Origin of the sequence: Paraburkholderia terrae, assembly GCF_002902925.1 — a bacterium.
Classification (GTDB): domain Bacteria; phylum Pseudomonadota; class Gammaproteobacteria; order Burkholderiales; family Burkholderiaceae; genus Paraburkholderia; species Paraburkholderia terrae.
This window is the reverse complement of sequence record NZ_CP026111.1, coordinates 237,053-261,448: the sequence shown is the minus strand read 5'-3', so window position 1 is coordinate 261,448 and position 24,396 is coordinate 237,053. Positions and strand designations below refer to the sequence as shown.

23 protein-coding genes are annotated in these 24,396 nt (G+C 63.7%); 9 read left to right on the top strand and 14 right to left on the bottom strand.

The genetic code is table 11. The annotated features are described in order from the left end of the window. Positions 1-25 precede the first annotated feature (25 nt). The 8 genes from C2L65_RS01155 to C2L65_RS01120 all read right to left on the bottom strand — a co-directional run bounded on the left by C2L65_RS01155 (position 26) and on the right by C2L65_RS01120 (position 7,679). On the bottom strand, positions 26-1,255 hold the full coding sequence (locus C2L65_RS01155) for a D-alanyl-D-alanine carboxypeptidase family protein (protein ID WP_042306386.1): 1,230 nt from the start codon (positions 1,253-1,255) through the stop codon (positions 26-28). 413 nt (positions 1,256-1,668) lie between these two features. Then, positions 1,669-2,313 carry an alpha/beta hydrolase gene (locus C2L65_RS01150; RefSeq protein WP_042306387.1) on the bottom strand — a complete coding sequence of 215 codons (645 nt, stop codon included), beginning with the start codon at positions 2,311-2,313 and terminating at the stop codon, positions 1,669-1,671. Between the two features lie 37 nt (positions 2,314-2,350). Beyond that, positions 2,351-2,674: a (2Fe-2S) ferredoxin domain-containing protein gene (locus C2L65_RS01145; RefSeq protein WP_035986890.1), complete on the bottom strand. Its 324-nt coding sequence runs from the start codon at positions 2,672-2,674 to the stop codon at positions 2,351-2,353. Between the two features lie 160 nt (positions 2,675-2,834). Continuing rightward, entirely contained in the window at positions 2,835-3,995 is a 1,161-nt protein-coding gene (locus tag C2L65_RS01140; protein ID WP_042306388.1) for a VanZ family protein, read from the bottom strand. Positions 3,996-4,025: 30 nt separating this feature from the next. Continuing rightward, complete coding sequence (locus tag C2L65_RS01135; protein WP_042306389.1) at positions 4,026-4,652, bottom strand: ABC-type transport auxiliary lipoprotein family protein; 627 nt, start codon at positions 4,650-4,652, stop codon at positions 4,026-4,028. Between the two features lie 18 nt (positions 4,653-4,670). Beyond that, complete coding sequence (locus C2L65_RS01130; protein ID WP_042306390.1) at positions 4,671-5,633, bottom strand: MlaD family protein; 963 nt, start codon at positions 5,631-5,633, stop codon at positions 4,671-4,673. Positions 5,634-5,652: 19 nt separating this feature from the next. Further along, entirely contained in the window at positions 5,653-6,543 is an 891-nt protein-coding gene (locus C2L65_RS01125) for an ABC transporter ATP-binding protein (protein ID WP_042306391.1), read from the bottom strand. Next, complete coding sequence (locus tag C2L65_RS01120; protein ID WP_042306392.1) at positions 6,540-7,679, bottom strand: MlaE family ABC transporter permease; 1,140 nt, start codon at positions 7,677-7,679, stop codon at positions 6,540-6,542. The genes C2L65_RS01125 and C2L65_RS01120 overlap by 4 nt, the downstream gene beginning before the upstream one ends. A 168-nt stretch (positions 7,680-7,847) precedes the next feature. Between C2L65_RS01120 and C2L65_RS01115 the strand changes: the two genes are divergently transcribed. The 3 genes from C2L65_RS01115 to C2L65_RS01105 are packed head-to-tail and all read left to right on the top strand — an operon-like array spanning position 7,848 to position 9,905. After that, positions 7,848-8,753, top strand: a complete 906-nt coding sequence (locus tag C2L65_RS01115) for a biotin--[acetyl-CoA-carboxylase] ligase (RefSeq protein WP_042306393.1) — start codon at positions 7,848-7,850, stop codon at positions 8,751-8,753. Then, a complete protein-coding gene (locus C2L65_RS01110) occupies positions 8,750-9,625 on the top strand; it encodes a type III pantothenate kinase (RefSeq protein WP_042306394.1) in 876 nt (291 codons plus the stop codon). The genes C2L65_RS01115 and C2L65_RS01110 overlap by 4 nt, the downstream gene beginning before the upstream one ends. A 40-nt stretch (positions 9,626-9,665) precedes the next feature. After that, positions 9,666-9,905, top strand: a complete 240-nt coding sequence (locus C2L65_RS01105; protein WP_042306395.1) for a hypothetical protein — start codon at positions 9,666-9,668, stop codon at positions 9,903-9,905. Between the two features lie 48 nt (positions 9,906-9,953). On the opposite strand, the gene rfaE2 is transcribed toward C2L65_RS01105, so the two are convergent. From rfaE2 to C2L65_RS01075, 6 genes are all read right to left on the bottom strand, one after another. Continuing rightward, on the bottom strand, positions 9,954-10,436 hold the full coding sequence (gene rfaE2 / locus C2L65_RS01100; RefSeq protein ID WP_007577755.1) for a D-glycero-beta-D-manno-heptose 1-phosphate adenylyltransferase: 483 nt from the start codon (positions 10,434-10,436) through the stop codon (positions 9,954-9,956). Between the two features lie 177 nt (positions 10,437-10,613). Next, the gene (locus tag C2L65_RS01095) at positions 10,614-11,486 is read right to left on the bottom strand and encodes a ferritin family protein (RefSeq protein WP_042306396.1); all 873 of its coding nucleotides are present in this window, start codon (positions 11,484-11,486) and stop codon (positions 10,614-10,616) included. A gap of 562 nt (positions 11,487-12,048) precedes the next feature. After that, positions 12,049-12,786 carry a PhaM family polyhydroxyalkanoate granule multifunctional regulatory protein gene (locus C2L65_RS01090; protein WP_042306397.1) on the bottom strand — a complete coding sequence of 246 codons (738 nt, stop codon included), beginning with the start codon at positions 12,784-12,786 and terminating at the stop codon, positions 12,049-12,051. Between the two features lie 224 nt (positions 12,787-13,010). Further along, entirely contained in the window at positions 13,011-13,862 is an 852-nt protein-coding gene (locus C2L65_RS01085) for an enoyl-CoA hydratase/isomerase family protein (RefSeq protein ID WP_042306398.1), read from the bottom strand. A gap of 89 nt (positions 13,863-13,951) precedes the next feature. After that, a complete protein-coding gene (locus tag C2L65_RS01080) occupies positions 13,952-15,157 on the bottom strand; it encodes an ABC transporter substrate-binding protein (RefSeq protein ID WP_042306399.1) in 1,206 nt (401 codons plus the stop codon). A 209-nt stretch (positions 15,158-15,366) separates the two neighbouring features. Then, the gene (locus C2L65_RS01075; RefSeq protein WP_042306400.1) at positions 15,367-16,359 is read right to left on the bottom strand and encodes a fumarylacetoacetate hydrolase family protein; all 993 of its coding nucleotides are present in this window, start codon (positions 16,357-16,359) and stop codon (positions 15,367-15,369) included. A 150-nt stretch (positions 16,360-16,509) separates the two neighbouring features. On the opposite strand from C2L65_RS01075, the gene C2L65_RS01070 reads away from it, so the two are divergent. The 6 genes from C2L65_RS01070 (at position 16,510) to metH (ending at position 24,228) form a co-directional block, all read left to right on the top strand. Then, positions 16,510-17,400, top strand: a complete 891-nt coding sequence (locus C2L65_RS01070) for an IclR family transcriptional regulator (RefSeq protein WP_042306423.1) — start codon at positions 16,510-16,512, stop codon at positions 17,398-17,400. 90 nt (positions 17,401-17,490) lie between these two features. Continuing rightward, a complete protein-coding gene (locus tag C2L65_RS01065) occupies positions 17,491-18,720 on the top strand; it encodes a DUF3108 domain-containing protein (protein ID WP_042306401.1) in 1,230 nt (409 codons plus the stop codon). A 186-nt stretch (positions 18,721-18,906) separates the two neighbouring features. Beyond that, positions 18,907-19,695, top strand: a complete 789-nt coding sequence (locus C2L65_RS01060; protein WP_042306424.1) for an alpha/beta fold hydrolase — start codon at positions 18,907-18,909, stop codon at positions 19,693-19,695. 117 nt (positions 19,696-19,812) lie between these two features. Then, positions 19,813-20,070, top strand: a complete 258-nt coding sequence (locus C2L65_RS01055) for a BTH_I0359 family protein (protein ID WP_007577767.1) — start codon at positions 19,813-19,815, stop codon at positions 20,068-20,070. A gap of 294 nt (positions 20,071-20,364) precedes the next feature. Beyond that, on the top strand, positions 20,365-21,438 hold the full coding sequence (locus tag C2L65_RS01050) for a homocysteine S-methyltransferase family protein (protein WP_007577769.1): 1,074 nt from the start codon (positions 20,365-20,367) through the stop codon (positions 21,436-21,438). A 72-nt stretch (positions 21,439-21,510) separates the two neighbouring features. Then, positions 21,511-24,228 carry a methionine synthase gene (metH, locus tag C2L65_RS01045; protein WP_042306402.1) on the top strand — a complete coding sequence of 906 codons (2,718 nt, stop codon included), beginning with the start codon at positions 21,511-21,513 and terminating at the stop codon, positions 24,226-24,228. The last annotated feature ends 168 nt before the right edge of the window (positions 24,229-24,396 follow it).

Sequence of the window (24,396 nt, the reverse complement as noted above, 5' to 3'; positions counted from 1 at the left end):
CGGAGGTTTTCTACCTTTTACCGGCTTACTTCTTCTTGTTGAACATCAGCATCATCGAATCCCACACGCGGCCGACGATGCCCGCCTGCGGCACCGCCTGCAGCGCGACGAGCGGCACCTGCGCGAGCGTCTTGCCGTCGGCCACGAACTTCACGGTGCCGACCTGCTGGCCTTCGGCGATCGGCGCGATCAGCGGATCGACGTGCTCGACCTGCGGCTTGGCCTTGTCGGCCATGCCCTTCGGCAGCGTGATGTACTGGTCCGTCTTGACGCCGAGCTTCACGGTATCCTGCGAGCCCTTGTAGACACGCGGCGTCTCCACCACCTGATTCGCCTTGTACAGACGCACCGCGTCGTATGCCGAATAGCCGTAGTTCAGCATCTTCAGGCTGTCCTGCACGCGGTCGTGTTCTTTCTGCTCGCCCATCATCACCGTCACCAGACGGCGCGACGCATCGGGCACGCCCGGCAGCGGACGCTTCGCGCTCGCGATCAGGCAGTAGCCGGCCGCTTGCGTGTGGCCCGTCTTCAGGCCGTCGACGGTCGGGTCGATCCACAGCAGACGGTTGCGGTTCGGCTGCTTGATCTTGTTATACGTGAATTCCTTGACCGAGAAGATGTTGTAGTAGTCAGGGAAGTCGCGGATCAGACGCGCGGACAGGATGGCGAGGTCGCCCGCCGTCGTGTAATGCTGCGCGTCGGGCATACCGTTCACGTCGGCGAAGTGCGTGTTCTTCATGCCGAGCTTCTGCGCTTCCGTGTTCATCATGTTGACGAACTGCGCCTCGCTGCCGCCGACCAGCTCAGCCAGCGCGATAGCAGCGTCGTTGCCCGACTGGATGATCATCCCGTAGACGAGATCATGCACCGTGACAGGCTTGTTCGCCTCGATGAACATCCGCGATTCGTCGTTCCTCACGCGGCGCACCGCCTCGCTCGGATTGATCGACTGGTCCATCGTGATCTTCTTGGTCTGCAGCGCCTCGAACGTGAGGTAAGCCGTCATCAGCTTGGTCAGCGACGCCGGTTCGACGCGTTCATCCGGATTGCCCGATGCGAGCACCTGGTTGCTGGTTGCATCGACGAGCACCCATGAGCGCGCGTTCACGCCCGGCGGCGGCACCTGCGCGAACGCGGTGCCGGCGATCAGCGCGGCGGGCAGCGCAAGACCCAATGCCAGCTTGCTGGCGACGGATTGCGGAACGAAAGAAACGAGGCTGGGAAGGCTGACAGAGCCGGGATTCGAAAAGCGCATAGGATCGATTCGGGCAGAAATGGGCTGGTGCGCAGGATGCGCAGTTCGGATGATTCGCGTGATGCCGGACGGGCAGACTTCGCCGCGCGCGAGTGTCACAAGCGGTACAACTGAAAAAGTGACATAAGCGCGGCACGGCGTATTTTTGACTGCTCGTCAGACTGTCTGTCACGCGGTCGGTTCGCGCAGCGCGCCTCGCATCTCGCGCCGAATCCGCTGCCATGAACTCACGAGCGAGGCGATTCGATCCACCAGACGGGCAATGCTGCGCCCAAAAAAGAGCGCTCATTATACGTGCTGCCGCCTGACAATTTGCCGTACGTCATGGAGTTTTCCCGCATTTTTCGCGGGCTTTTTACAACATGAGCGGCACGCGGCCGCTCATGTTTTCGCGACGCACCGGCGCCGTGAAATCAGCGCCACGCGTCGACGATGATGCGCTTGAGGATATGCAGCTTGCGATGCAGGAAATGCTCCGCGCCCGGAATCACGACGACGGGCAGTTCCTGCGGCTGCGCCCAGTCGAAAACCGACTGGATGGGCACGGTATCGTCGGTTTCGCCGTGAATCACGAGCGTGTTTTCCGGCACGGGCGCGACTTCCCAGCGGCTCGCCGCCGTGCCGACGAACACCATCCGCTCGATTTCCTGCCCTTCTTCACGCAGCCGCGCGGCGACATGCGACAGCACGAACGTGCCGAACGAAAAGCCCGCGAGCACGAGCGGCAGGTCGGCGTGGCCGGGCTGCGCGCGCATGTGGTCGAGCACAGCGCGCAAATCGTCGCGTTCGCCGACACCGGCGTCATGCGTGCCTTGCGTTTCGCCGACACCGCGGAAATTCGTGCGATACGTGATGTAGTTCAGCTGGACCAGCGTGCGCGCTAGCGTCTGCGCGACCTTGTTGTCCATCGTGCCGCCAAACAGAGGATGCGGATGCGCGACCAGCGCGATACCGCGCGGCGCAGCGCCGCCGTCGCGGCTGGCGTCGGGCACGTCGACGGCGACTTCGATCTTGCCCACCGGGCCGTCGATCAGATATTTCTTTGTGTGTACGTTCATCTTGTATGGACGAGTGACGCGGTTGAAACGCCAGGGATCAGCGGTCGATCAGCAGGCGCTCGACGATCTTGCCGTTCGCGAGATGGGAATCGACGATCTCGTCGATATCGCTCTTGTCGACGTAGGTGTACCAGACGCCTTCCGGATACACGACGACAGTCGGCCCTTCCTCGCAGCGGTCGAGACACCCCGACTTGTTGATCCGCACCTGGCCGGGACCCGCAAGGCCGAGCTGTTTCACGCGTTTCTTCGCGTATTCCTGCATTTCCTGCGCGCCGCAGTTCGCGCAACTCGGACGCGTTGCGCCCTCTTCGCGCTGATTCAGACAGAAAAAGACGTGATACTTGAAGAAGGAATCCATGATGGCCGACGTGTGAGGTGCGTGGACGAAGCGCTGCGCCTGCATGACGCGGCTCGCCGTAAGCGGGGATAGGTGGTCCCGTCGATTATAACGACGGGGATCGAACATCGCAGATCGCTGCTGGCCTCGCGCATCGGCATCGATTCAGCATGCATGCCTGTCACGCGCGCGGCCCGCGCCGCTTCGACAGCAATGCGCGTTCCGCCGACAACCCGACCCACACGAGCGCGGCATACGGCCACATCCACGCGAGCCAGCGCGCGAGGCCGTTGAAATGCAGATAGCGGCCTTGCCGCCAGTCGGCGAGCACGACGTCGAAATACGGATTCACGGGCAGCAGATTCACGACCACAAGCGAAACGACCAGCGCGATAGCCGCGAGCGCAACGCGCGAGCTGCGCGGCAGCTTCAGCGTCAGCAGCATCGCGATGAAACCGCCGGCGAGACCGATCAGCGCGCCAGGCGTCGCCCAGTTGAACGCGAGGCCCGATTGCGATTGCAGAAACGTCGCCCCCGCCTTGACGGCGAGCGTCGCCACGACGAACGCGATCAGAAGACGCACGCGCGGCGCGCGCTCGCGCATCGGCAGCGAAGCGAGCGCGCCTGCCGCCAGCAGATTGAGCGCGGTGATGATGGCTTCCCAAGCATCGTCGGGCATCCATGCGGCGACCAGCGCAGGCCATGCCGGCACGTGCCACGCGGCGGGCGCCCAGGCGAGCAACGCATCCTGCATCGACGCGTCCGAGCGCAGCCACAGTTCGCGCGGCCATGAGCCCAGGCCGAGCAACAGCGGCGCCGGATACATCGTCGCGAACGGCCACAAGGCCGCCAGCCCGATCACGGCCGTGCTATCGCGCTCGAACCACAGGAAGCGCATCCGCCGCAGCATGCCGCGATCGAGCAGCGCGCCTGTGAGCGGCGACATCAGCGTCGCGCCGAGCAGCGCGCCCAGCGCGTTCGCGGCGAGATCGAGATTCGACGCGACGCGCGTCGGCAGATAGGTTTGCACGGCTTCCATCAAGCCCGACAGCAACGTGCCGAGCCCAAATGCGAACGCCACGGCAATCGCGCCGCGCCAGCGCGGATAGACGGCGAGCACGACCAGCGCGCCGAACGGCATATAGCCGAGCACATTCGTGACGACATCGAAAGCCGTCAGATACTGCGGGAAAGGATCGAACAGATAGTCGAGCGGACCGATGCCGAGCGAGCGCCAGCCAAAGAACGGATACCACGACCCGTAAACGATCAGCGCCGCGTACAGCACCAGCGCCTGCCTCGCAAACGCCGACGGCCGCCGCTGCCACGGCTTGTCAGCCATCCAGCGCTCCCGTGACTGCGCGACAACGCGTCATTGCTGCGCGACGAGCGCCTGCACGCCGAGCCAGGCGGAAATCTGCGCGACGAGGTCGTCGGTGGCCGCGGCGATTGCACGCGCGCCGCCGGCGGCATCGGCCGAACTCGCTGGCGCGCGGGCGATGAAGGTGCGCTGCCCAACCACCTTGCCGTCGACGAACAGCGTCGTGCGCGCGGTGACGGAGCCGTGGCTCTCCGACTGGCCGTCGAAATCCTGCTCGAACTCGTCGAGGTCCACCTTCAGCACAGGCGCACGCACGCCGTCACCGCCTGTAAGCACCGTGCCGCGCGACGACAGCGCGTTGCGCAGCCGCTGCGTGACGAGTTGCGCGGGCGGCATGGTCCAATGGCTGTTCGCGTACGAGGCCGTCTGCTGCGAGTCCGAATATGTCATGCGATAGATGAGCTTGTCGGAATCGAGCGTGGTCGGCGCGGTGACCTCGAGCACCTTGATGGCCGGCATCGTGCCCGTGCTGCCCGGCAGCGGCGCCGGGCCGAGGTCGTAGCGGATATCGGAGAGCGCGGCCGGATTACCCGCGCAGCCGGCCAGCGCGCCTAGCGCGAGCATCAGCGCAGCGAGCGCGGCGCGCGAGGTGAAGAGACGGTTGATCGAGCGTGACATGCTTGTTTCCTTTGAAATTCATTTGGCCGCGTGGCCCGCGGGCCACACGAAGCCCGGTTCGCCAGGACCGGGCGCGGCGCGCGGCGCGCCGAACAGCAAGCTGTTGGGCGCTTCGTCGAACGTGTTCGCGGCGCGATCGACGGAGCGCACGGCAGAGCGCACGTCTTCCGCCAGCGAATTCACGCGCGGCAACGTGTCGTAGCCGACGCGTGCCGAAATGTCCTGCAGCGTCGCGTTCATCGCCGTCAGCGCGTCGCCCGCCTGCTGCGCGGCCGTGCCGACCTTGTTCAGCGTCCCTTCCAGCGGACCGTCCGGACGGTTCAGGCTGGTGATCATCCGGTTCGTCGACGCAAGCGTCTGATCCAGCTGATTGAGCGTGCCCGGCAGCTTGCCGACGGCGGGGCCCATCTGCGCGGTGAGCGTGGTGACGCCATCGGCGGCGTGCTGCAGGCTCGCCGCCGTCGCCATCAACTGGTCGCGCATTTCCGGCGACAGCAGCAAGTCGACATCGCGCACGGTCTTTTCGATCTGCCGCAGCAGCACGTCGCCGCGCGCCTGCAACTGATCGAACAGACCCGGACGCATCGGCAGCTGCGCGACGTCCTTGGCCGACGACACGAGCGGCGCGACATCCTTCCCCGTATCGTCAAGCTGGATGAACGCGAGGCCCGTGACGCCCTGCAGCCCGAGCGTGCCGAACGTCGAATGGGTGATCGGTGCGTTCTTGTCGACGAGAATGCGGATCAAAATCTGCCCCGGATGCGCGCGATCGAACTTGATCGACTGCACCTTGCCGACGTCGAGGCCGCGATATCGTACCGCAGCATCCGGGTACAAACCTGTGACATTGGTCCGCGCAATCAGATCGAAAGGTATGCGCACCGACCTGTCGACATTGAAAAGAAACGCCGCCGCAGCGATCGCGACCACCATCACGACGGTGAAGAGCCCGGCCCAGAAGGCGTGTGATTTGTTTTCCATTGTCAGGTTCCTTCGGCGTTCATGGCGCGGTACGCAGCGGAATCGCTTCCGACGCGGGCTCCAGCGCTTCGGGCGGCAGCTTCGCGCGCCGCTCCGGCGACAATCCCTGTAACGCGAGCCGTCCGCGCAGCCCGAGAAAATACTCGTGGATGAACGGATGATCGAAGCCCGCCACCTGCTCGACGGGCGCCGCGACGATAACCTTGCGGTCCGCGATCACCGCGACACGCGTCGACAGCGCGACCATCGTATCGAGATCGTGCGTCACCATCACCACGGTCAGGCCGAGCGCGCGATGCAACGCGCTGATCAGTTCGACGAACTCGTCGGAGGCCTGCGGATCGAGGCCCGCCGTGGGTTCGTCGAGGAACAGCAGTTCCGGTTCGAGCGCGATTGCGCGCGCGATGCCCACGCGCTTGATCATCCCACCCGACAGCGCCGCCGGCATCTTCGACGCGTGCTTGCACGGCAGCCCGACCATTTCGAGCTTCAGCATCACGATGTCGCGCAGCAGATCGTCGGGCACCTTGCCGAGCTCGCGCAGCGGCTGCGCGATGTTGTCGAACACCGACAGCGACGAGAACAGCGCGCCCTGCTGGAACAGCATGCCCGAGCGCACGCGCATCAGCCGGGCTTCGTCTTTGTCGAGCGAGGACATGTCCTCGCCGAACACCTTGATGCTGCCCGACGTCGGCCGCTCCAGCCCGAGAATCTGGCGCATCAGCGTCGTCTTGCCCGAACCCGAGCCGCCGACGATCGACACGATCTCGCCGCGCCGCACGTCGAAATCCAGATGCTGATGGACGATGTTGCGTCCATAGCGTTTGGTGAGGTTGCGCACCTCGATCACGGTTTCCGCGATCTCCGGCAACGGCTGGTCCCGTACGGCAGTGGTGAGCGGCGCAATCATGACAGCCCCACGTTCTGAAAGAGAATCGCGAACACGGCGTCGGCAAGGATGACGACCGTGATCGACGTAACCACGGACGTCGTGGTGCCCTCGCCGAGACTCTGCGAATTGGCCTTGATGCGAAAGCCGAAGTGACAGCCGACGATCGCGATCAGCATGCCGAACACCATGCCCTTGCCGAGCCCGATCCACAGGTTGGCGACGGGCACGACGGTCGGCAAGGCGCGCGCGAAGTACGACATGTCGATTTGCAGCACGAGCTTCGCGGCAAGCGCGCCGCCGATCAGCGAGACGATATTGGTCCACATCACGAGCAGCGGCATCGCCAGCGACAGCGCGACCACGCGCGGCAGGATCAGGCGCAGACCGTGTGGAATGCCCATCACGCGCATCGCGTCGAGTTCTTCCGTCACGCGCATCACGCCGATCTGCGCGGTGATCGCCGAGCCGGAGCGCCCCGCGACGAGAATCGCCGACAGCACGGGCCCCAGCTCGCGCAACACCGACATCCCCAGAATATTCACGATGAACTGGTTCGCGCCGAACAGCCGCAGTTGCTGCGCAGACAGGTAGCTCAGCACGATGCCGATCAGAAACGCGACGAGCGCTGTGATAGGCAGCGCCTGCGTGCCCGCGCTGTAGACGTTCGCCGAAATCTCCTTCCACGGTGCGAGCTTCGGATTGCGCGCGATCACCAGCAGATCGAGGATCACACGGCCGAACATCGCGACGCCGCCATACAGATGCTCGAACAGCGCGAAGATGCCGAGGCCGAGCTTCGTGAACGGATCGAAGCGATGCACGGGCTCCGGGTTCTCGCGCGCGGTGTCGAGCAGCGCAATACGGTCGAAGATGTCGCGCTGCGTATCGTTGAGCGCGACGAGATCGACGGGCAGCTTGTAGCCCCACACGCGCCACAGCGCCTGGCCGCCCACGTGGTCCATCCGCTCGATTCGCGACAGATCCCATTGCGCGACGTGCGCGCGGCTGTCGATCAGTTCGCGCAGACGCGGCAGCGCCTTTCCGTGCAGGCGGTCGCGCGCGAGCGCGAGCGCCGTCCACTGGCCGGACAGGCGCACGATCTTGCCCTGGCTGCCTGCCGCGACTTCGAGGCCGGGAGGAGTGTCGTAGTTCAAGGATCGCTGGATGTGGTTATCGGATTAACGGGCATTGTAACGAAGCGTTCGAGATTGGGCCCTGGTGGGATGCCCGCCCGTGCGGCATGCCGCGCGCATCTTGTGAACAAAGCGCGGCCAGCTCATCTATCGATCACGACGACAGGCGCAGTGGCTAAAATACCCTTCATGAATACTCCACTCTCCCCCAGCCCTTCGGGCGACTGGCGAATCGACCGGCAGCGCGCCGTAGCGCTGTTCGGCCCGGCCGCCAATGACTGGCCGATCGAAATCGTCGAAGAAACCGGCTCGACCAACGCCGACCTGATGGCCCGTGTGAAGGCGCTGCCGCGCGAACCCGGCGCGCTCGCGCGGCCAATCGTACGCGTCGCCTATCTTCAGACGGCAGGACGCGGCCGGCGCGGCCGCCCCTGGTATGCGGAACCCGGCAATGCGCTGCTGTTCTCGGTTGCCTGCGTGCTGCCGAGGCCGCTCGAAGGACTCGCGGGGTTGAGCCTCGCGGTCGGCGTCGCGCTGGTCGACGGCCTGCGTTCGCTGCCCGTGGCCGGTCCCGGCCAGATCGCGCTGAAATGGCCGAACGACGTGCTGCTCGAAGGCGACAAGCTCGCCGGCATCCTGATCGAAACGGCATGGAGCACGCCGGACGCGAGCGCTGTCGTGATCGGCATCGGCACGAATGTGAAGGGCGCCGAGGAACTCGCCGCGAAGGTCGGCGCGCTCAATGCGGGCGTGCCTGCGCAGGCGCGCGGCGCGGCGCCAACGGCGCTGTCGCGTGCTTTGCCGAACGCGAATCTCACTGACACCCTCGCCGCAGAGCTGAACGCGCTCGAACCTGCCTTGCAGCGCTTCGGCGTAGAAGGCTTCGCGCCGTTCCGGCAACGCTGGAACGGCTGCCATGCATACGCGGGACGCGATGTCGTGCTGTTCGAGCAAGGCGTGGAAGTCGCGCGCGGCGTGGCGGCGGGCGTCGACGATCTCGGGCAACTGCTGCTCGATACGCCGTCCGGCCAGCAAGCCATCGCGACGGGAGACGTGTCGCTGCGTCTCGCGGACGACGAAAGCGGCGCTGCATGAGCGCGCCGTATCTGCTGATCGATGCGGGTAATAGCCGCGTCAAATGGGCGCTGGTTCACGCGGATGGTACACAGACGCACGCAGGTGCATTTTCGCACGGTGGCCAACTGGTAAAAGGTACTGGTGATCCGCTGCAATCTCGGCACGAGCCTGACTGGTCGACGTTGCCAGCGCCCGGGTCGGCATGGTTATCGAATGTTGCCGGGGAAGCGGCGGCGCGCCGTATCGACGCGTTTATCGACCGGTACTGGCCTGGCCTCGCGCGCACGACGATCCGTTCGGCCGCGCAGCAATGTGGCGTCACTAACGCGTACACGACGCCGACGCAGCTTGGGAGCGACCGCTGGGCCGGTATGATCGGCGCGCGCGCCGCATTTCCGGGCGAGCCGCTGCTGATTGCGACTTTCGGCACGGCGACGACGCTCGAAGCATTGAACACCGACGGCGTGTTCGTCGGCGGATTGATCGCGCCGGGCTGGTCGCTGATGATGCGCTCGCTCGGCGAGCACACGGCGCAACTGCCGACGCTCGACGCCACGGCCGCGCGTGGACTGCTCGACAGCGAATCCGCCGGTGCGACGGGCCAAAGCGCGCCGCTCGCGCGCGCAGCGTGGTTCGCGACGGATACACCGCGTTCGTTGTCGTCGGGATGCGCGCTGGCGCAGATCGGGTTGATCGAGCGGATGTGGCGCGATCTGCAGGACGAATGGAAAGTGTCCGTACGGCTCGTCGTGAGCGGCGGCGCCGCGGGCGAACTGGTGCAGGCGCTCGGCGTGCCGTACACGCGTCACGACTCGCTCGTGCTGGCGGGACTCGCGCTGATCGCCGCGCAGGCATCGGCCAATCCGTCGACGGACGCCAACCCGGCCTGAACGCCGGGCAACTGAACAAGCAAGCTGGAGAATTTCAACGATGCTGCGCTGGCTACTCGCCCTGCTCTTTCTCGCCAACATCCTCGCGTTCGTCACGATGCGCGGGCTGTTCGGACCGTCGCCGGCCGCCGGGCCGCGCGAGCCGAATCACCTGAACCGGCAGGTCCGTCCGGACCAATTGCGCGTGCAGCCAATGTCGTCCGCCGATGCTGCGGATCTGGCTGTGGTTGGCGGTCCGGCGCCCGTTGCGCCGATCGCGGCTTCGGCGCTGCGGCAGTAACTCGGAAGCGTTCTACGACGCGGGCGCGAAACCCGCGTCACATTGTGCTCAGTCCTGAGCGCGCACCTTCTTCAAAAGCGCCGTCGTCGAGCGGTCGTGCTCGAACGGAATCGCCAGCGCCTTGCCACCCCAGCCGCGCACAAGCGCGGATTCCGGCAACTTGTCCATGTCGTAGTCGCCGCCCTTCACGAGCACATCCGGACGCAGTGCGTCGATCAGCGCCACGGGCGTCTGCTCCCCGAAGCACACCACCCAGTCGACGCTCTCCAGCGCAGCCAGCAGCGCCATCCGGTCGGCTTCGTTGTTGATCGGCCGGTCGTCGCCTTTGCCGAGCATGCGCACCGACGCGTCGCTATTCACGCCGACGATCAGCGTCGCGCCCAGTGCCTTCGCGTCCGCGAGGTACGTGACGTGCCCGCGATGCAGGATATCGAAGACGCCGTTCGTGAACACCACGGGGCCCGTCAGCGACGGGCGAAGTTGAGCGAGAGCGTCGCGGGTCGTGAGCTTGCGTTCGAAGGTAGCGGCCATGAGAGCAATCGTTGAGCGGGTTTGAGAGGCGAGGCGTGGCACCGATGATAGAAGATGCACGCCCGCAACAAGGTAAAAAAGAAAACGGCCCGGCGGTTCTCACCTGCCGGGCCGTTGCATGTGTTGCATGTCTGTGCGACGCGCCGGGCGGTTCACCCGGCGGGCGCGCGGCCCTTATCAGGCCGGTTGTTGCGCAGTCTGCTGATCAGCCTGCAGACGCGTCACGACTTCCTTGCGATAGCGGTTCAGTTCCTGAGCCGTCGTGAACGAGCGCTCGAACAGAATGGACAGGTTATGCAGAATGCGTTCGACCACCTTCTTTTCCCAGCCGTCGTCGAAACGGATCTGCTCGTCGAGCCAGCGCTCGAGCCACTCCGGATCGGGCAGGCGCGATTGAACGGTGTCGCGCGGGAACAGCGACTGGTTCACGTGCAGATTAGTGGGGTGCAGCGGCTTTTCCGTGCGGCGCGCGGATGCCATCAGCACACCGATCTTTGCGAACGCAGCGCGTGCGCCGTCGCCGAAGTTCGTCAGCGCCTTCTTCATGTAGCGCAGATACGCGCCACCGTGACGTGCTTCGTCGCGCGAAATGGTTTCGTAGATCGCCTTGATGACGGGCTCGGTGTGCCATTCAGCCGCGCGGCGATACCAGTGATTCAGGCGGATTTCGCCGCAGAAGTGCAGCATCAGCGTTTCGAGCGGCGGCGCCGGATCGAATTCGAAGCGCACCGCGTGCAGTTCTTCTTCCGTCGGGCACATCTCCGGCTTGAAGCGGCGCAGATATTCCATCAGCACCAGCGAATGCTTCTGCTCTTCGAAAAACCACACGCTCATGAATGCCGAGAAGTCGCTGTCATGGTGGTTATCACGCAGGAACATTTCCGTGGCGGGCAGCGCCGACCATTCGGTAATCGCGTTCATCTTGATGGTCGCCGCCTGCTCATCGGTGAGCAGCGACGCGTCGAATTTGTCCCAGGGAATGTCCTTCTCCATATCCCATCGAACGGACTCGAGCGATTTATAAAGTTCCGGATAAAGCATGGTGTTCATGATCCCACCCCTGTTCTGCGCAAGGCGACGTCTGTTATCTGTTGCTACATTTGCGGCCGACGAACGGGAACTTTCGGAGGCTTTCCCCGTCGTCAGCGCAGCATTCAATTTTACGCGGTAATCGGTTGCCAAGATGCAAGTGTTTGGCAAAAGACATACTGCGGCTCGTGATACGTACGCGATTTTCGTGCCTCGCGTGCGCGGCCAACCGTGGGTGAGGGAGAACCTTTGCCTGGGGTCGTGCCAGCCTGCCGCCGAACGACGGCATTTGGGTCCGCAGCGGACGAACCGGCACCGCATGGCACCGGATAAAACGGCGAATCTGGCGATCTTCGCACGCGTCCGCGGGCCAGAAAAAGCTTACACAATAATAGCATGCGGCCCTTACACGCCCCATTTTCGGACCGTCGAAACCCGCTTTTGCATTGACGTAAAACAACGTGAGCGCTCGTTGACCGCACGGTGTCAAAGGAATGTGCTAGCGCGGCTACATTCCGTCGCAGTTCGAGGCGCGCTGGCCGTTTCGGCCACGCGCGCCCGCTTCATCGCAAAAATCAGGCGTTCATTCGGACGTCGACGAGGTCTTCTTCGCAGACGATGTGCCTGCCCGTTTCGTGCCGGCCGCGCGCTTCGCGGCTGGACGCGGCGCGTCGTCGGATTTCGCCTGCGCCGTGCCTTGCGCGTCGGGCTCGGGTGCGTCGTCGGGTTCGAGATCGCTCGGTTCGATCCCCGCGCCTGCTTCCGATGCGCCCGTCGCTGTCGTGGCCGGTGGCTGCGCCATCGCGAACTGCGCGATCTGGTTGAACTGCGCCTGCAGCAGATTCCACCAGCCGGACGCGTCGAACGCGGGCGAGCCCGCCGACTCGCCTGCTTCACCCGCTTCCGGCGCGCTCGCAGCGGGCTGCCGCTCGTGCCTCGGCGGCGCTTCAGGCGCGGGCTGCGTCATCGATTGCTGCGCGAACGCGCCGAACGCGCGCAACGTCGAGAGCGTCGCGCGCTGCACTTCGAGCGCCTGAATTGCCGACTGCAGCATGTTCAGATTCAGCTTGAGCCATTGCTCGACGGCGCGCATGTCGGTGATGCGCTTGTCGAGCTCCTCGACGTTCGTGAGCGGCGCCATCATGTCGGACATCATCGACAGCGACGGCACGAAACCCTGCGCCGAAGCCGGACTTGTGCCCGGGAATGCCGCGCCGAACGGCGTGAGGCGCATCATGCCCCACATGCGGTCGAGCATTTCGGCGGGCGGAAAACCTGGAAATCCGGGGAAAGGTGGCGTCGAGCCGGGGTGGTCGGTCATTGCTGAGCTCCTGTGTTCGGTTCTGGGCCTGTGGCGCCTGTTGCCGTTCGCTTATTGTGGTTCGCTTATTGTCCTTCGATCCGGCGTTCGAAGCGACGTTCGACATTCGCGGCTCGATCATACCGCGTGAATTTTTCGCGTTGAGCCGCGTTTGCGGACGCGTTTATCGTGCGCCTGTCGTCATGACGGTTTTGCGTCCGCCCGACGCAAGGAGGCGCGTTCCGCTAGAACGGCTCCTTGCCCGGGAAATCCGGCGCGCGCCGCTCGCGCAGCGACGCCACGCCTTCCTTCACGTCGGGGCCCGCGAAACCCATGAATTCGAGTGCCAGCGACGTATCGAAGGTCGGCCCCGCCGAGCGCAACCAGTTGTTCAACGCGTACTTGGTCCAGCGGATCGCCGTCTGCGAACCTTGCGCGAGCTTGCGCGCGACTTCGAAAGTCTTCGGCAGCAGATCGTTGTCGTCGACGGCCAGCGACACAAGACCGATGCGCTCCGCCTCTTCGCCGCTCACCGGCTCGCACAACATCAGGTAGTACTTCGCCTTCGCCATCCCGCACAACAGCGGCCAAACGATTGCCGCGTGGTCGCCCGCCGCGACGCCGAGGCGCGTATGACCGTCGATGATGCGCGCCGACTTCGTCGCAATCGAAATATCCGCGAGCAGTCCCGCGACGAGTCCCGCGCCCACGGCCGGTCCGTGCATCGCCGAGACGATCGGCTTGCTGCAGTTGATCACGTTGTAGACGAGATCGCGTGCCTCGCGCCATACGCGCGTGCGCACGTCGAAGTCGTTCGCCATCTCTTCGACGAGACCGAGATCGCCGCCCGCCGAAAAGCCCTTGCCCTCGCCGCGGATCACCGCGACGCGTGTCTCCGGGTCGCGGTCGACATCGCGCCAGATGTCGGCCAGCTCGCGATGCATGTTTGCATCGGCGGTGGCGAGCGCGCTGCGGTTCGCGCCTTCGCCGCTCATGACGATTTCAAGGATGCCGTGCGCATGACGCCGCACGCGCAGCGACCTGTAGTGCGCGTAAAACGCGGGTTCGACCGTTTGCGATTCCGATTCGTGAGACATGGCACACATCCCTAAGAGCGACGCGTCGGCGTCGATACCCACATCATGCGCGTAACGGAGCCGACGCTGCGCCACGCGAATCACTTAGCCTAACGCGGCTGATACACCCACTTGCCGTTGCTGATCTCGACCATCACGCGCGCGCGCTGATCGAGGCCGAGGTGATCGGTCGCGCTCATGTTGACGACGCCGTTGGTATCGGCGAGTCCTTTCGTTGCTTCGAGCGCATCGCGCAGCGCGCGGCGAAACTCGACCGTGCCGGGCGCGGCTGTTTTCAGCGCAACGGGAATCGCGCTGTTCAGCAGCATGCTCGCGTCCCATGCATACGAGCCGAACGCCGACACGCTGCCCGGTCCGCGCAGCTTTTCGAAGCGCGCGATGTAGTCGAGCGCGAGACGCTTCGCAGCGTAGTCCGTGGGCAGTTGCGAGGCGACCAGCACCGGGCTCGCGGGCAGGAAGGTGCCGTTGCAGTCCGCGCCGCACACGCGCAGGAAGTCGTTATTGCCGACGCCGTGGTTGTGATAGATCTTGCCCTTGTAGCCGCGTCCGATCAGCGTCTTCGGCGGCAGCGCGGCGGGCGTGCCCGCTGCGCCCACGACGACGGCATCGGGATTCGCCGCCATGATCTTCAAAATCTGGCCGGTGACGCTCGGATCGGTGCGATTGAAACGCTCGTTGGCCACCACGTTGATTTTGTGAATCTGCGCGAACTTCGCGACCTCCGCGTAAAACGTTTCGCCGAGCGCATCCGCCTGGCCGATGTACGCGATGGTCTTCACGCCGTGCTGGCTCGCGTGCTCGGTGATCGCGGATGCCATCATCGCGTCCGTTTGCGGCGTCTTGAACATCCAATGCCGCTTTGCATCGACAGGCTCAATGATCTTGGCCGACGACGCCAGTGAAATTGCCGGCGTTTCACCTTCGGCGACCACGTCGATCATCGCCAGCGAGTTCGGGGTGATCGAAGAGCCGATGATCGCGTCGACGTGATTTTCGGAGATCAGCTTTTTGGTGTCCTGCACGGCTTGCGTCGTATCGGACGCATCGTCGAGCACGATGTATTCGACTTTCTGCCCGGCGATCTCTTTGGGGAAGAGCGTCGCCGTATCGCGCGCGGGAATGCCGAGCGATGCAGCCGGTCCCGTCAGCGATAGAACGAGGCCAATTTTCACCTGCGCGAGCGCAAGTCCGGGTAAAAGGGAGAGCGTGGCGGCGAGCGTCGTGCGCCGCTTGAAAGTGAACTTGCGAGCGCAGTTGCGCAAAGTTGAAGATGCAAACGTCCCGTATCGCGGCATGCGTTGTCTCCTTTGGTTTTTGTGCGTTCTGCGATGCTGCGTGTTGCGTGTTGCTGTCCGCGCGCGTGTTGCTGTGTGTTGCTATTCACGCGGTCCAGCGTTCGAGACCCGATGGCCTCGCGCGAGCGTCAGTGTAGCGGCGCGCGTGGCGCTGCCGGCATCGGGCGAAACCCTTTCGGATCGCTCGATGCCTCGCGCCGACTACACAATCAAAGCCCGCCTTCGAGCGGCGCGACGGCCTGATCGATCGAACCGAAAATCGACTTGCCCGCTTCGTCGAACATTTCGATCTTCACGGTATCGCCGAACTTCATGAATTCCGTCTGTGCGCTGCCGTGCTCGATCGTTTCGAGGCAGCGTTTCTCGGCGATACAGCAGTAGCCGCGTTTCGCATCCTTGTTTGACACCGTGCCCGAACCCACAATCGCCCCTGCGCGCAGGTTGCGCGTCTTCGCCGCATGCGCGATCAGCTGGCCGAAGTGGAACACCATGTCGGTGCCCGCATCCGGCTGGCCGACCTTCTTGCTATTCCAATGCACGATCATCGGACGATGCACGCGGCCTTCGCGCCACGCGTCGCCGAGTTCGTCGAGCGTGACGGCAACGGGCGCGAAAGACGTCGCGGGCTTGCTCTGGAAAAAGCCGAAACCTTTCGCGAGTTCGGCGGGAATCAGGTTACGCAACGACACGTCGTTGACGAGCGTGACGAGGCGAATGCTCTTCAGCGCCTGCTCGGGTTTCACGCCCATCGGCACATCGCCCGTGATGACGGCGACTTCCGCCTCGAAGTCGATGCCAAACGATTCGGACCCGCACACGATGTCGTCCTTCGCGCCGATGAAGTCGTCGCTGCCGCCCTGGTACATCAACGGATCGGTCCAGAACTCAGGTGGCATTTCGGCGCCGCGCGCGCGGCGCACCAGTTCGACGTGGTTCACGTACGCGGAGCCGTCGGCCCACTGGAACGCGCGCGGCAACGGCGCCATGCATTCCTTCGCATCGAACGAAAACGTGTTGCGCGCGCGGCCCTGATTCAGCTCGTCGTACAGATCGCGCAGTTGCGGCGCGTAGAAAATCCAGTCGTCGAGGACGCGCTGCATCGTCGGCGCGATGGCGTCGGCGACGGCGGCCGTATGCAGGTCACGAGAAACGACGATCAGTTGACCGTCGCGCGTGCCGTCCTTCAGCGAGGCAAGTTTCATGGCGGAAAAGGCATGTGGATGACGATAAGAGGAATCTATTCTACGATGGTGAATCGGCGCAGCCAAAACGGACGCTTCAAGCAGGCGATAGCCATTGCAACGTCCGCGCCGTTTTTCGCCGCTTTTACGCTCACCGTTCAACCACTGCCTATGCCTCCGACCGCCCGCTCCAGTTCGATCCGCAAGGATACGGAATCCGCCGAACCGCTCGATCCAGCCGACGATGATGCCGCTGACGAGCACGACGGTGGCGAGGAGAAACTGCGTTCGGGTATCCAGTCGATCGAAGTCGGGTTCCGTCTGCTCGACGTGCTCACGCATGAACCGCGCGCGATGATGCTGCGCGATCTCGCGCAGCGCGCGGGCATGAGCCCGGCGAAAGCGCACCGCTATCTGGTGAGTTTTCAGCGTCTGGGCGTCGTCGCGCAGGACCCGTTGACGGGCCGCTACGAGCTTGGCGGCTTTGCGTTGCAGCTAGGGCTGGCGCGGCTCGCGCGCGTCGATGGCGTGAAGCTCGCGCGTATCGCGCTCGCCGAATTGCGCGACCGGCTCGATCTGACGGTCGGCATCGCCGTGTGGGGCAATCAGGGGCCAACTGTCGTGCATTGGATGGAATCGAGCTATCCCGCGAAGGCATCGCTGAAACTCGGCGACGTGATGCCGATGCTCAGTTCGGCGACGGGTCTGCTGTTCGCCGCGTATCTGCCGCGCAGCAAGACGGCCGCGATGATCGCGCGCGAACTCGCCGATACGAAGCGTTGGGCCGCCGCCAACAGTCCGCGCACGCCGGAAGATGTCGAGCGCGTGCTCGAGGACGTGCGCGCGCATGGCTCGGCGCGCGTCGAAGGCATGTTGCTGCCGACCATTCACGCGTTCTGCACACCCGTGTTCGATTCGAATGGCGATCTCGCGCTCGGATTGATCGCATTGGGACACGAGGGCGCGTTCGATATCGCGTGGGGCGGCGAAGTCGACACGGCGCTGCGCGAATGCGCGCAGAAGCTGTCGTATGAACTCGGGTATAGTCCGACGCCGCGATGAGCGTGAGGAACGTGTGACAGCGGTGCGCAGTCGAATCGTGTTCAAACGTTCATAGCCTTGCGTCCCGCCTTCAGGAAATTGCTTCTTCCGATGTCATCTCCAGCCGCTCTCCGTTCCGTCACGCCGGCTCGCCTCGCCGCCGCGCAGCGCCGCTCGTCGCGCTTGCGTTGGGCGGGCGTGCTGCTGGCTGTCGTCGGCGCGCACTTCATCGCGGCGCAATGGTTCGAGCGGCATCACGATACCTTCAAACCTGTGTCGCCCGAGCATGTTCCCGTGCAGGTCACGCTGCTCAAGCCCGAGCGTATCGAAACGCAGGCGGCCGGTTCGCCGCCACCCGCGAAGGCGCTGCCTGCGGCCCCGAAACGCGTCCCGCGAGCGCCGCGTGAACATGTGCTGACGGCCACGCAGCCAGGTCAGAAACCGCTTCAAACAGCGCCCGCAACTGAAGCCGCAAGCGCGCCTGCGGACGCTTCAGCGGCCGCTTCAGCGCCGGGCGTTGCGTCGTCCGCAACGGGAGCCGCCAATTCCAGCGCCAATGTTGCCGGTCAAGGCAACGCGCCGCTTGCTGCGCCCGGCGCGAAATTCTCGGTGCCCCCTTCGGGCGAGTTGCAATACGACACGTTCTACAACGGCGTGCGCAATCAGCCAGGCACGATCCACTGGTCCAGCGATGGCCGCTCGTACGACATGATCGTTTCGGTGCCCTTGCCGTTCATCGGCACGTTCAGCTATTCGAGCCACGGGCATGTCGATGCGTTCGGCCTCGCGCCTGATCAGTACATCGAAAAACGCGGCCGACGCGGCGAGGACATCACCACCTTCCATCGCGACACGAAGCAGATCGGCTTTACACGTACGCCGAATACGCTGCCGCTGCAGGATGGCGCGCAAGACCGCTTCAGCATGGTGATGCAGCTCGCCAGCCTGGTGCGCGGCGACCCCGACGCATATCAGCCAGGCGTGACGCGCCAGTTCTTCGTCACCGACAACGACAGCGGCGAAATATGGCCGATCGAGACGATAGGCGATGAAGGCGTGCGCACCGATCAGGGCATCATCGATGCACGCCATTTCATGCGCCTGCCGCGCCGCGAAGGCGACCGGCGGCGCATCGACGTGTGGCTGGCGCCGTCGCTCGGCTGGCTGCCTGCGCGTCTCGTGCAAACCGAGCCGAACGGCACGCAGATCGAACTTGTCTGGCGCGGCAAGATCGCGCCGCCGGATGCGAACGGCAGCAACGCCGCTTCATCCGATGACACGTCACCAGCCCCTTCCCAACCGTCCGTCACCGATCCAGGCGCCGGGCCGGAAAAGCCCTGACACAAACTGGTCCTTCGCTATGGAGGACACTTTGAAACCGGGACTACACACACTGCGCATCCGAAACTTCCGTCGTTTGAATGAATCGCACGACGATGCGCGCTGATGCGCGCCGGCGGTTCATGCGAATCCGATGAACTGTCGATCCGTTCGTTCTTTCATTGCGACATCACTTATGGAGTCCGCATGCAAATCAATGTGAATGGCATCGATACGCGCTACGTCCTGAGCAATGAGGGCGGTGGCCCATGGCTCACGTTCATTCATCAGCTTGGCGGTGATCTGTCGATCTGGGATCAGCTCGCCGGCTATTTTCGTGACGACTACACAGTCTTGCGCTACGACGTGCGCGGGCACGGTCAAACGGCCGTATCAGACAAGCCGTTCCGTGTTGCAGATTTGTCGCAGGATCTACACATGCTGCTAGATGCGCTTGGCGTTGAGAAAACGCATATTGTCGGTATGTCGATGGGCGGGATGATTGCGCAACAGTTCGCGCTGGATAACCCGGCACGCATCGAAACATTGACGCTCGCCGACACGCACGCCGCCACGCCTTCGGACGGCCGTGCCGTATGGGAGCAGCGCGCGGCGAAGGCGCGCAACGAAGGCGTCGCGGCGCTGGCCGGGGCAACGATGGAACGCTGGCTGACGGCGGGTTTTCGCGCCGCGCATCCGGAGGTGGTCGAACCGATTCGGGAGGTATTCGAGAACACTTCGTCTGAAGGTTACGCACAAGCGTGCATTGCGCTGCGCGATTTCGATGCGCGCAGTAGACTGAGCGAGATTGATCTTCCTACTCTCACTGTGGCTGGACGCCACGACGCAGGCACGCCACCTGCTGCTACACATGAAATTGCGAATGCCATCCGGAACGCGCAGTTCGAGTTGCTGGACGCAGCTCACCTCGCGCCGATCGAACAGTCGCAACGTTTCGCCGCTTTGCTGGAATCGTTTTTGCAAAAACGGGTCTAACCGATAGGTCCGGAGAATTCAAAGCGTCAGGCCGGACCCACCCCTTGAATTCCAAACCAAGGGCTCCATCTACGGTGCAACACTGGCCCGGAGCCATCGGAAATAAGGAGTGTCGCCATGCAAATGATCTACAACAGCCCCAACTACTGTGTCGTCGAGTTCCCGCCGCAAGACGGCCATCTCTCGATGCTATCCGGCGGGTATGAGATCGTCGACAAGAACACGCAGCGCGAGATTTACATCGACGGTGCGATGGCAGCCAGTTTTCGCGAACACGTGCAGAAACTGATCGAAGACGAACCGACGCTCGACGAAGTTGACGAGTTTCTCGGTCAATTCGACAGCCTGATGAACCAGCCGGTCATTCTCCACTGATCGACAGGCGCCATCCTCCTGGCGACACGTCCTCATCGACCCCGTCCGGCCCCGCGCCGGGCGGGGTTTTTCGTTTTATGCGGCTGGGTGTCGCTCTTGTGTCGATATCGCGGCGCGAAACGCCGGGGCGCTCCGTTTCGCTAGCAGCGCCGGACATGGCGCTTCGCAGTACCCTGCCGGCAACCGCCATGCCCCGTGCAAGTCCGCCATGCGCGGGCAGTCCCGCGACCATGCGGCTACAATATTGAGTTTCCTGAAAAAAGCCGGCCCGTCCGGCACGAGCCCGATCAGACCATGAACCAGCCCGTCACGTCAGCCCCGTCAGCCGCCAGCCCCCGTGCCGCGTATACGCGCGGCGCGACCCTGCCCGCGTTGCTCGAATCGCGCATCCTGATTCTGGACGGCGCGATGGGCACGATGATCCAGCGCTACAAGCTCGACGAAGCCGCCTATCGTGGCGAGCGCTTCAAGGACTACGCGCGCGACATCAAGGGCAACAACGAACTGCTGTCCATCACGCAGCCGCAGATCATCAGCGAGATTCACGAGCAGTATCTGGCGGCGGGCGCGGACATCATCGAGACGAACACGTTCGGCGCGACGACCGTCGCGCAGGCCGACTACGGCATGGAAGATCTCGCCGTCGAAATGAACCGCGAGTCCGCGAAGCTCGCTCGCGCCGCATGCGACAAATACTCGACTCCCGACAAGCCGCGCTTCGTCGCGGGCGCGATCGGACCGACGCCGAAGACGGCGAGCATTTCGCCCGACGTGAACGATCCGGGCGCGCGCAACGTCACGTTCGACGAACTGCGCACGGCGTACTACGAGCAGGCGAAAGCGCTGCTGGAAGGCGGCGCGGACCTGTTCCTCGTCGAAACGATCTTCGACACGCTGAATGCGAAGGCCGCGCTGTTCGCGCTGGATGAACTCTTCGAAGACACGGGCGAGCGCCTGCCCATCATGATTTCGGGCACGGTGACGGACGCATCGGGACGCATTCTGTCGGGACAGACGGTCGAGGCTTTCTGGAACTCGCTGCGTCATGCAAAGCCGCTGACGTTCGGCCTGAACTGCGCGCTCGGCGCGGCGCTGATGCGCCCGTACATCGCGGAGCTGGCGAAGCTGTGTGACACGTATGTGTCGTGCTATCCCAACGCCGGTCTGCCGAATCCGATGAGCGATACGGGCTTCGACGAACTGCCCGCCGATACCTCGGGCCTCCTGAAGGAGTTCGCGCAAGCGGGCCTCGTGAACATCGCGGGCGGCTGCTGCGGCACGACGCCGGAGCACATCGCAGCAATTGCGAAAGCACTGAACGACGTGAAGCCGCGCAAGTGGCCGAGCCAGTATCGCGACGCCGCGTGAAGTATCCAAAGCACGCTTTACAGCACGTTCACACCGAAGCATTGACGCACTGACGAAACACGCACACGAACCATGACCGATCACACGATGCGCCTTTCCGGCCTGGAGCCGTTCAACGTCACTTCGGGGACGCTCTTCATCAACGTTGGCGAACGCACCAACGTGACGGGCTCGAAGGCATTCGCGCGGATGATTCTGAACGGCCAGTTCGACGAAGCGCTGGCCGTCGCGCGCCAGCAGGTCGAGAACGGCGCGCAGGTCATCGACGTCAACATGGACGAAGCGATGCTCGATTCGAAAGCGGCGATGGTGCGCTTCATGAATCTGATCGCGTCGGAGCCGGACATCGCGCGTGTGCCGATCATGATCGACTCGTCGAAGTGGGAAGTGATCGAAGCGGGTCTGAAGTGCGTGCAAGGCAAGGCGATCGTCAACTCGATCTCGCTGAAGGAAGGCGAAGAAAGCTTCCGCCATCACGCGAACCTGATTCGCCGCTACGGCGCGGCTGCCGTCGTGATGGCGTTCGATGAGCAAGGCCAGGCCGACACGTTCAAGCGCAAGACGGAAATCTGCAAGCGCTCGTACGACATTCTCGTCAATGAAGTCGGCTTCCCGCCCGAAGACATCATCTTCGACCCGAACATCTTCGCGATCGCGACGGGTATCGAAGAGCACAACAACTACGCCGTCGACTTCATCAATGCAACGCGCTGGATCAAGCAGAACCTGCCGTATGCGAAGGTGAGCGGCGGCGTGTCGAACGTGTCGTTCTCGTTCCGCGGCAATGACCCGGTGCGCGAAGCGATTCACACCGTGTTCCTCTACCACGCGATTCAGGCGGGCATGGACATGGGCATCGTCAACGCGGGCCAGTTGGGCGTGTACGCGGACCTCGACGCCGATCTGCGCGAGCGCGTCGAAGACGTCGTGCTGAATCGCCGCGACGACGGCACCGACCGTCTGCTCGAAAGCGCCGACAAGTTCAAGACGGGCGCAGCGAAGAAAGAAGAGAACCTCGAATGGCGCAATCAGCCTGTCGAGAAGCGTCTCGCGCATGCGCTCGTGCTTGGCATCACGAACTTCATCGTTGAAGACACGGAAGAGGCGCGCGCCAAGATCATGGACGGCGGCGGCCGCCCGATCAACGTGATCGAAGGGCCGTTGATGGACGGCATGAACGTCGTCGGCGATCTGTTCGGCCAGGGCAAGATGTTCCTGCCGCAAGTCGTGAAGTCGGCGCGCGTGATGAAACAGGCCGTCGCTCACCTGATTCCGTTCATCGAAGAAGAGAAGCGCCAGCTTGCCGAAGCGGGCGGCGACGTGCGCGCGAAGGGCAAGATCGTCATCGCGACCGTGAAGGGCGACGTACACGATATCGGCAAGAACATTGTCTCCGTGGTGCTTCAGTGCAATAACTTCGAAGTGGTCAACATGGGCGTGATGGTCCCGTGCAACGAGATTCTCGCGAAGGCGAAAGTCGAAGGTGCGGACATCATCGGGCTGTCGGGGCTGATCACGCCGTCACTTGAAGAAATGGCGTACGTTGCCTCGGAAATGCAGCGCGACGACTACTTCCGCGTGAAGAAGATTCCGCTGCTGATCGGCGGCGCGACGACTTCGCGTGTGCATACTGCCGTGAAGATCGCGCCGCATTACGAAGGCCCTGTCGTCTACGTGCCGGATGCGTCGCGCTCGGTGTCGGTTGCATCGAACCTCTTGTCCGACGAAGGCGCGACAAAGTATCTCGACGAACTGAAGTCCGACTACGACCGCATCCGCGATCAGCACGCGAACAAGAAGGCGCTGCCTCTCGTCACGATCGCCGAAGCGCGCGCGAACAAGGCGAAGCTCGACTGGAGCGCCTATCAGCCGGTGAAGCCGAAGTTCATCGGCCGGCGCGTGTTCAAGAACTTCGATCTGAGCGAACTCGCGAACTATATCGACTGGGGCCCGTTCTTCCAGACGTGGGATCTCGCAGGTCCGTATCCCGCGATTCTGAACGACGAGATCGTCGGCGAATCGGCGCGGCGCGTGTTCTCGGATGCGAAGTCGATGCTCGCGCGTCTGATCCAGGGCCGCTGGCTGACGGCGAACGGCGTGATCGCGCTGTTGCCCGCCAACACGGTCAACGACGACGACATCGAAATCTACACGGACGAGTCGCGCACCGAAGTCGCGCTGACGTGGCGCAACGTGCGTCAGCAAAGCGTGCGCCCCGTGGTGGACGGCGTGATGCGTCCGAACCGCTCGCTTGCCGACTTCATCGCGCCGAAGGATTCGGGCGTCGCCGACTACATCGGCATGTTCGCGGTCACGGCCGGCCTCGGCGTCGACGTGAAGGAAAAGCAGTTCGAGCAGGATCACGACGATTACAGCGCGATCATGCTGAAGGCGCTCGCCGACCGCTTCGCTGAAGCCTTCGCCGAAGCAATGCACGCGCGCGTGCGCCGTGACCTGTGGGGCTATGCGAACAGCGAAACCCTGTCGAACGAAGAACTGATCGGCGAGAAGTATCGCGGCATCCGTCCCGCGCCGGGCTATCCGGCGTGCCCGGATCACCTCGTCAAGCGCGACATGTTCGACGTCCTGCAAGCGGGCGAGATCGGCATGAGCGTCACCGAATCCCTCGCGATGCTGCCCGCTGCGAGCGTCTCCGGCTTCTACCTCGCGCATCCCGACAGCACGTATTTCTCGGTGGGCAAGATCGGCCAGGATCAGCTGGAGGACTACGCGCAACGCATGTCGCTGTCGAAGGCGGATGCCCAACGCGCGCTCGCGCCGTTGCTGTAAGACAGCAGACGCCGGGCGGCAGGACTATATCGCTGGCCGTAGGCTGAATATTTTCAGTTGAAAGCACAGCGAATATTTTCGGCTTTGTAGACTGAGCGGGCATTACTTGCCGACCCGCCAGACGCGACCGAAAAAACGCGTCGGCTCAACGACTTGCAACCGTCAACG